Source organism: Pararhizobium sp., assembly GCF_035497515.1.
In the GTDB taxonomy this organism is placed as follows: Bacteria; Pseudomonadota; Alphaproteobacteria; order Rhizobiales; family Rhizobiaceae; genus Pararhizobium.
This window is the reverse complement of sequence record NZ_DATJDJ010000220.1, coordinates 1-7,508: the sequence shown is the minus strand read 5'-3', so window position 1 is coordinate 7,508 and position 7,508 is coordinate 1. Positions and strand designations below refer to the sequence as shown.

General features: G+C 60.5%; 6 protein-coding genes. 1 reads left to right on the top strand and 5 read right to left on the bottom strand.

Annotated features, from left to right (window positions below):
- On the bottom strand, window positions 1-620 hold a 620-nt coding region (locus tag VL202_RS23245), incomplete at its 3' end, for an RraA family protein (protein WP_325466426.1).
- A 34-nt stretch (window positions 621-654) separates the two neighbouring features.
- The gene (locus VL202_RS23240) at window positions 655-1,137 is read right to left on the bottom strand and encodes a VOC family protein (RefSeq protein WP_325466425.1); all 483 of its coding nucleotides are present in this window, start codon (window positions 1,135-1,137) and stop codon (window positions 655-657) included.
- A 189-nt stretch (window positions 1,138-1,326) separates the two neighbouring features.
- Here VL202_RS23240 and VL202_RS23235 point away from each other — a divergent pair, with 189 nt between their 5' ends.
- On the top strand, window positions 1,327-2,172 hold the full coding sequence (locus tag VL202_RS23235) for a fumarylacetoacetate hydrolase family protein (RefSeq protein ID WP_325466424.1): 846 nt from the start codon (window positions 1,327-1,329) through the stop codon (window positions 2,170-2,172).
- 337 nt (window positions 2,173-2,509) lie between these two features.
- On the opposite strand, the gene VL202_RS23230 is transcribed toward VL202_RS23235, so the two are convergent.
- The 3 genes from VL202_RS23230 to VL202_RS23220 all read right to left on the bottom strand — a co-directional run.
- Complete coding sequence (locus VL202_RS23230; RefSeq protein ID WP_325466423.1) at window positions 2,510-4,378, bottom strand: AMP-binding protein; 1,869 nt, start codon at window positions 4,376-4,378, stop codon at window positions 2,510-2,512.
- Between the two features lie 203 nt (window positions 4,379-4,581).
- Window positions 4,582-6,783 carry a TonB-dependent receptor gene (locus tag VL202_RS23225; RefSeq protein WP_325466422.1) on the bottom strand — a complete coding sequence of 734 codons (2,202 nt, stop codon included), beginning with the start codon at window positions 6,781-6,783 and terminating at the stop codon, window positions 4,582-4,584.
- A 281-nt stretch (window positions 6,784-7,064) separates the two neighbouring features.
- On the bottom strand, window positions 7,065-7,508 hold a 444-nt coding region (locus VL202_RS23220), incomplete at its 5' end, for a LysR substrate-binding domain-containing protein (RefSeq protein WP_325466421.1).

Sequence of the window (7,508 nt, the reverse complement as noted above, 5' to 3'; positions counted from 1 at the left end):
TTGTCGCGCGGCACGAAACAGACGCCAGTCTCGTCTGCAATCACGAGGTCTCCCGGCAGGACGCTGACGCCTGCCATGGTGATCGCGCCGTTGAGTTCGCGCGTGATGATGCGCCATTTCCCGGTCACCGGGCTGATATCGGTCGACCAGACAGGGAATCCCAGCGCTCGGGACTGCCCAACATCCCGCACAGCGCCATCTACGACGGCCCCTGCGAGGCCCTGGTGTTTGGCGATCGTCGCCATGAGGCCGCCCATGTTCGAGACATGCGGCACCCCCTCGATCAGGAGGACGTCGCCCGGTCCGGCGGCCGCGATGGTGAGAACCTCCGCCATATGCCATTCCTGCTTCAGCGCGTTGGCATAGGATGAGCCGGCAAGAGCGGCATTGCGAACAGTCACCGCAGTCCCGACAATCGGCTGGTCCGGCAGCGTTGGCTTAAGATTGGAAGCGCCGACCGCGCCGGCGATCCCCATCCCGTCGAGAACGTCCGAGACAGTGCTGGACAGATCGCCAAGCTTCTTGAACCGTGCGATGATCTCCGTCGAGATCGGAGTCGGCGTCTCGCCCCGCCTCAGCCACTTGAACCGATCGGCGGCGAGTTCGGCAATCTTACCCATGGATTAAATCTCCTGTTGAAATTCGGGCCGCGCGTTATTGGAAGAGCTTGCCTTCAGCCGCTCTCTCGGGTTGCGGTTGAAAGACATCCACCACGCGCGGAAGGTCGGTTATGATCGATCGATCGATCTGCGAGGCATCAGGGAAATCGACCTCGACGATGTTACCCGACGGATCGAGCATGAACATTTGAACTTCGCCGCTGGGGATCTCATAGATATGCGATCCAAGGCGACTGTCGAAATATCCGTTCTCCGCCGCTTTCCTGTAAATGTCGTGGAACAGCTGCGGATCGGTGACGCCGATACCGAAATGGTTGACACCGACGGTCGAGCGCTCGTGCCATTGCGCGAGATGCAGCCCCACCCGGCCGATCTTGAACCATGCCGCACCGCTGCTGAGTTTCATGCTTGGGGTCGGCTCGATATTATTGGCGCCGAAAAGATTTGTGTACCAGTCGATGGACGCCTGCAAATCGGTGGCAACCACCGCAACGTGCGTGATGTCGACCTTGCCCATATCGCTCTCCCGAATTGACGAAAATGACGACGCTCACCAGCGCCTTCTTCTCCCGCCCTACATTGGCACGAGATAGCCCTGTTGGGACTGAGTCATTTTCGACACCGGCTGTGCGTAATTGCACCATTAGCATGCTTGGCGCCCGCCCTAGATTGGTGGCCACCACAGTAGTCGTCCATGGAGCCGGAAATGAAGCTCGCGAGATTTATCGGATCGGGACGAGAAACTCTGGGGTTGATCCGCGGAAACGAGGTTGTCGATCTGATCGCCGCGGGTCTCCCTTTCAACAGCATGCACGAGATCATCGTGGCCGGGGAGGAAGGCCTGGCGCTCGTGCGCGCGCATGCCGGGAGTCCGGCGCACTCCCTCGATACCGTCCGCTTGCTTCCTCCCATTGAACGACCGGGCAAATATCTGGCCATCGGATTGAACTATCGTGCTCACCGCGGAGAGATTAAGGAAATCGATCCGCCCTCACCGGGGCAGCAGCGCTGGTTCAACAAGCAGACGAGCTGTATTGTCGGCCCCTCCGACTTCATCGAGCCGGGCGTATCCGAGCAGCTCGACTATGAAGTCGAACTCGGCGTGGTGATCGGGCGCGCGGCCAAGCGGGTGAGTGCGGGCGATGCGCTCGATCATGTCTTCGGCTATTTCGTCGCCAATGATGTGTCGGCGCGCGATTGGCAGTTTCACTCGCCGACCGTCACGATGGGAAAATCATTCGATACCCATGGCCCGATCGGCCCCTGGATCGTCACCGCCGATGAAATCCCGGATCCCCAGGATCTTCGTCTTCGCGCCCTTGTGAATGGAGAGATCCGGCAAGAGGCTCACACCTCGGAGATGATATTCGGCGTCGCGGATCAGATCGCCTATCTATCGACAGCTTTCACGCTCGAGCCTGGTGATCTGATAGCGACTGGCACCCCCGCAGGGGTGGGATTTGCGATGTCGCCCCCTCGCTTCCTCGGCAGCGGCGATGTTGTACGGTGCGAGATCGACGGGATTGGCGCTATTGAAAATAGGGTCCGGTGACGCGGCTTAAGGGCCGAGACCTTTGAGTTCTCCGACACCGCCCCTTATAGTCTTTCGCGGATCAGGCGGTGGAAATTTGTATCGCGCCTATCGCAACTTCCGACTGCCGCGCCGCGCCGCGGGCGCCATTTGGGAACCAAACGGCTCGGGCGTTCAACGCGACAAACCAGGTCGGGCTCCGGCGCGGCCCTGCCTCTAGGTCTCTCCCGTCCCGGGGCGAGGTCGGGCCCGCAACCCGATTGATGGCTCACTTCTGGCGAGGCTGGCCGGCGCCCGGCGTCACGATCGGACCGGTATCTGAACGCTTTCGGAGGCAGCGGGACGGAGCGTCAGACCGCTATTCTTGCTGCCTGGCGGCGGCGGCAACGACGGCGGCGACGACACCGGGATCTTCGATGGTCTGCGGTATGTCGATCCCGACTCCGTTGACGAGATCGCGCAGAATCTTCCTCAATGTCTTTCCGGAGCGGGTCCTTGGCAGCGCCTCGACGAAGACAATGGCGCGCGGGCTTGCAATTGGACCGATGGTGCCGCGGATCGACGTCGTCAGGTCGCTACGCAGTTCCGCCAGATCCACCGCGCCGGGACGCGTGACGACAAACCCCATTGGCATCTCGCCCTTCAACTTGTCGGCGGCGCCCACAAAGGCGCATTCGATGACATGAGGGTGGCGGGCGACGATCTCCTCGATCTGGCTGGTCGAGAGGCGATGCCCGGCGACGTTGATGATATCGTCGGTGCGGCCTAGGATGTGAATGAAGCCGTCGGCGTCGATCATTCCGGCATCGCCTGTCCGGTAATGGCCGGGAAAATCGGCGAAGGCTTTTTCGAATGCTTCCGGATCTTTCCATAGCGAGCGAAACGCTCCGGGCGGCAGGGGCCTCTCGATGAGCAGGTTTCCGGATACGCTAGCGGGAATTTGCCTCCCATCGTCGTCCTGAATCTTGAACCGGTATCCGGGAACGGCATGGCCGGCGCTGCCCAAGCGGGTTTCCTTTTCACCAAGACCGATGCACGTCGCTATCGCCGGCCATCCAAGTTCGGTTTGCCACCAGTGATCGACGACGGGCACGCCCAACTTTTGGGCGATCCATCGGAGCGTATCGGGATCGGCATATTCGCCTGCGAGGAAAAGAGCGCGAAGCGAAACCCGCGATGCCGTCTCCACCATCCGGCCCTCGGGGTCTGCGCGGCGAATTGCCCGGATCGCCGTCGGGGCGGTGAACAGCACGTTGACCCGATGCTTGTCGATCAATCTCCAGAAGATGTCGGCGCCGGGTGTGCCGACCGGCTTACCTTCGAAAAGGATGGTCGCGCATCCCTTCAGCAAGGGGCCATACACGATATAGCTATGACCCACGACCCAGCCGATGTCGGACGCAGCCCAAAAAACATCGCCTGCCTCGACGCCATAGATGTTACGCATTGACCAATGCAGGGCGGCGGCGTGGCCGCCATTGTCGCGTACGACGCCTTTCGGCGCTCCCGTCGTTCCCGAGGTGTACAGTATATAGAGAGGATCGTGGGACGCCAGGGGAAGGCATGAAGCGGGCGGCGCCTCAGCACAGGCCTCTGCCCAGTCCCGGTCGCGGCCCGCCGTCAACTCGGCGGGCAGTTCTTCCCGCTGAAAAATGATCGTTGTAGGCGCTTTGTGCCGCGCAAGGCGCAGCGCATCGTCGAGCAGCGGCTTGTAGGCGATCGTGCGGCCGGGCTCGAAGCCACATGAGGCGCTCAGCACAAGCACGGGCTCGCAGTCGTCGATCCTTTTGGCCAGTTCGGGGGCGGCAAAGCCACCGAAAACCACCGAATGTACTGCGCCGATCCGGGCGCACGCCAAGATTGCGAACACCGCCTCGGGTATCATCGGCATATAGATGACGACACGATCGCCCCTCGCAACGCCCGCCGCTGCGATCATGCCAGCCGTTTGGGCGACTTTCTCCTGAAGTTCGGCGAATGTGAACGTCGCGGACGTCCCGGTAACTGGGCTTTCGTAGATGAGCGCGGTCGATGCGCCCCGGCCTGCATCGACGTGCCGGTCGACCGCATTGAAGCAGGTGTTGATCCGGCCATCCGGGAACCAGATATCGTGCGTGGTATCATAAGCGGCCGTCGGAAAATGTGACCAGTCAAGGTCTCGCGCTGCTTCGAGCCAGAAGCCGCCGGGATCGAGTGCCGCCCGTTCGCTGATACCATTGAAATTCATTACCCCTCCAATCGCCATCGAGACGGAGTATCGCCAACCCTTCGGGCGGGCGCGTGACAACGCGGAACTCCTGTCAACCTGCGCGGCCCCTTGCCGAGGCGGAATTGCGCGCGGGCAGGAAGCGATAGTCCCGCCACCCCTGCGCTGAGCCGCCGCGCACCCGTCTCGCGCGGCGGCTCCTGCACTCTTTCAGCCAAACCCTATCAGAACTTCAGCGTAGCGCGCATGCCATAGGTTCTTGGATCCTCGAGGAAGGCCGTCGCCGCATTCGGGTTCGCTGGAAAACTCGACCCGGCTCCCGCAGCCGCGATCACGGCCTTGTTCGTTATGTTCTTGATCCAGAGGCCCAGGCTCCAGCGCTCATCATTGTCGTAATAAGTCAGTGAAGCATCGGCTTTCAAATACGCCTTCTGCAGCGCGCCCGGCGTATGCGCGTAATCGGCGTAGAACCGGCTCTCGTAGCGACCGCTCACATTCGCCCTTACATAGCCCTTGGAGAGATCGAAATCATGCGAATAGCCGCCGCTGACGGTCCAGTCCGGCGCAAACTGAAGCTGGTAGCCGTCGAAATCCGCCGAGCCGTCCGGAAGCGTGAAGCGCTTGTAGCGGGCGTGCAGATATCCGAGCGACAGCGTCAGTTGGTCAGTAGACGACGGTTTGAAAACGACGTCCGTCTGATCACCGTAAATGGCGGTCTTGTCGGCATTGAAGGTTTGGGTCTGGGAAAGGAATGCGTTGTAGGCGGCCACGAAGAGCCCCCGATAATCATAGTAAAAAAACTCGCTGTTGACCTGCAGCATCCCGTCGAACATCCGGCTCTTAAAGCCAGCCGTATAGGCCGTCAGCTTTGCCGGATTCACCTCGTTGCTGATCGTCGGTGTGCTTGCGAAAGTGTTGTAGGTTCCCGGTTGATAACCGGTCTGAACAGCAGCGTAGACCATCATGTGGGGAAGGACGTCATAGTCCAGGCCGACCTTATAGTCGAACCGGTGATAGCTCTTGCTGAAACTATAGGGCGCTAGCCCCGGTCCCCCGGAATCGGGCCCGCGTCCGGTGCGATCGTCCGCGCCATACCGCGCTCCGACGGTGAGCCTCAGCGAGTCGCTGATGTCGACTGTGCCCTGCCCGAAGACCGCCGCGCCCTTGAGGCGGTTGCGGTCGACCAGCGTTACCGGGATGCCCGAGGTATCGTAGCTTCCCACGTACATCTGACCTGAACTGGTCATATAATAGCCATAAGCGCCGATCAGCCAGTTGCCCCAGCCGCTCTTGCCAGACAGCCGCAATTCGTGTGTGGTCTGCTCGAAATTGATCCGCTGAATATTGGGAAGTCCACTAAGAGCGAACGAGCTGCTTGAGTAGAATTTGAGATAGGAGGGTATGTAGGTCAGCGTCAGATTGTCGTTCAGTCCGATGGTGATCTCGCCGCCGATAATTCGATTTTTGTAGCTCATCGGCTGCGCGGCCGGCTGGCCGAATGGAGATTGTGCAAGCACCGAGGGCGGGAGCAGGTCGTTCCACGGATCGCTCTGCAGAAACGTGCCTGGATCGATCGTTCCGTCGGGGTGTATCCCGACCGCGACCGCGTTCGTGCCCTTGGCATGCGTGTCGCCGACCATCCCCCAAAGATACGCGCTGACGCTGTCCGTCGGTGTATAGAGAAGCGACAGCCGGCCGCTCCAGTCTTCCTTGTTTTCCGAGCCCGATTTCAGATATCCATTATGCCGATCGAAGTCGAACGCCCCGCGGATCGCCAAAGTGTCGCTGACGCTGACATTTTGCATCGCCGACAGATGGAATAGCGAGTAATTTCCCGCCTCGACGATGAAGCCCGTCTCGTCCTTTTGCGTTGGACGATTGAAATTCACCGTCACGACGCCGCCAAGCGAGCTTCTCCCGTAGAGCGTTCCCTGCGGTCCGGGCAGAACCTCGACCTGCTGGATATCGTAAAATGGCGCGCCGGCCACCTCCCGCGGCATATAGATGCCATTGAAATAGATCGAGGTTGGGGGATCGAATTGCGCATGATCCTGGGTCGCCCCAACGCCGCGGATATAAATTTCCGTGACGATGCTTTGCTTCTGGAACCGAACGGACGGAACGAACGCTTGCACCGCGCGAAGATCGGTGATCCCGCGTTCGACAAGCTGCGAGCCGGCGATCGCGGTGATGGCGACCGGCGTCCGTTGCAGGCTTTGTGACTGTTTGTTCGCGGTAACAACGATGTCGCCCACGTCCGCTTCGGCTGGGCGATCCGGCGCTGCGGCTTGCTCGGTCTCGACGACCCCGGACTGGCTCTCGCCCGTCGCATCCGCGTCGCTGGCGACGGTTTGCGCATATGCACTTTGCGATACACAGATGGCGATCGCCATCGACGAAATGGATACTAGCTTTTGAAGGCTCACGGTCTCTCCCCTCATATTTTTCTGTTTGCGGAGGTAGCTTATCAGCCGGGAAAGCAGTCGAAATGGATGGAATCTGCACAGCGGATATCGAAATATCCCACCATCGATTGAAATGGTCGCCGGGTCTTTGTCCGGCAGAAAATCGCGTTATTCCAACTCCGTAAGCGCAGCCGAACCCCGCCCGCTCCCAAAAGGGGCGGGCCAGCTTCGGGAAATTACCAAATCTGCGAAAAACCGGGCGGGCCAGCGCCGAGTTGCGGCCGGGACGGACAGCAGTATCCTCAAAGCTCGTCGGAGAGCGCTCCCTGCGAGTCGGTCTCGCCGGCCCTTTGTCCCGCCAAGGCTGCCGCGTGGCCCGGTAGCCGCGTTTTCATGAAATCGATAAAAAGACGAACTCGCTTCGACTTTCTGGTCTCGCCTTGCGTGAGCAGCCATAGCGCACCGCGATGTTTGAGACTGGCACCGGGAACTCTGCTCAGCGTTGGCTCCGTATCTCCTACAAAGCAGGGAAGAGCGGATATGCCGACCCCCTTGCGAAGCGCCTCGATCTGACAATCGGCTCGATTGGCCTTGAACGCGACGTTGCTGATCGGCACCTGGATATCTTCGGCCCATTCGGTCGGCAGCATGCCGTTCCGAGTAATCCATCGCACGGGGGATGGTTCGCCTCCCGTCCATGCTTTGATCAAGTCGCTGGAGGCATAAAGGCCGCGGAAAACTTCCGG